At 47.7% G+C, this 840-nt stretch carries 2 protein-coding genes and 1 pseudogene; 1 reads left to right on the plus strand and 2 read right to left on the minus strand.

The genetic code is table 11. The features are described from left to right. Positions 1–75: 75 nt before the first annotated feature. Positions 76–591, minus strand: coding sequence for a 2-C-methyl-D-erythritol 2,4-cyclodiphosphate synthase (ispF, locus tag A3735_RS20150; RefSeq protein WP_068507343.1), 516 nt, complete (start codon positions 589–591; stop codon positions 76–78). 54 nt (positions 592–645) lie between these two features. After that, positions 646–744: pseudogene (locus A3735_RS32295) on the minus strand (2-C-methyl-D-erythritol 4-phosphate cytidylyltransferase); the annotation flags it as partial. A gap of 17 nt (positions 745–761) precedes the next feature. Between A3735_RS32295 and A3735_RS32650 the strand changes: the two are divergent. Continuing rightward, positions 762–840, plus strand: a 79-nt coding sequence (locus A3735_RS32650) for a 2-C-methyl-D-erythritol 4-phosphate cytidylyltransferase (RefSeq protein ID WP_197485951.1), incomplete at its 3' end; no start/stop codon positions are given.

The raw sequence follows: 840 nt of genomic DNA on the forward strand, positions 1-840 counted from the left end.
CGGCAGGCCGCGGTAAGTCAGCGATACATGGAAAAACCAGATTGAACTGTGATTCTGGTAATGACCTTACTTCACTCACACGCTTCTCCTTTCACTTTCGCAGCTAGGTTTAGGCACTAACAATACACTTGCCTGACAAGCAACTCCTTCCTCACGCCCTGCAAAACCAAGGCGCTCTGTAGTCGTTGCTTTAACACTCACCAGCTCAGGAGAAACCTGTAAGTCCTGAGCAATATTTTCCTGCATCTTTCCTATATGCGGCGCCATCTTAGGAGCTTGAGCAATAATAACGCTATCGATATTGGAAACTACAAAACCTTTTTCTGAAATCAAGTGGTTTACTGCAGACAACAGTTCTCGACTATTTGCCCCTTTCCACTTTTCATCAGTATCAGGAAAGTGCTTACCGATATCACCTAAGGCCAAAGCACCTAACATTGCATCCATAATCGCGTGAATCAGCACATCCCCGTCGGAATGCGCAATAAAAGATTTGTGATGGGGAATTTTGACGCCTCCCAGGATAATTTCTTCACCCTCGCAAAATGCGTGCACGTCATAACCGTTCCCGATTCTCGGAAAGCTATTCATTTTTTCACCTCGTCCCAGCTGCGTCCGCGCAGCCAAGGTATCTGCAGCCAAACGTAAATCGTGCGGCCGCGTAATTTTGATATTGTCATCTGAGCCTTCAACTAGGCAGGGCGCCCCACCCATATGCTCTATTGCTGACGACTCATCGGTCACCGTAAGCAATAGAGCATATGGGTGGGGCGCCCTGCCTAGTTGAAGGCTCAGATGACAATATCAAAATTACGCGGCCGCACGATTTACGTTTGGCTG

It is taken from the genome of Oleiphilus sp. HI0061 (assembly GCF_001635675.1).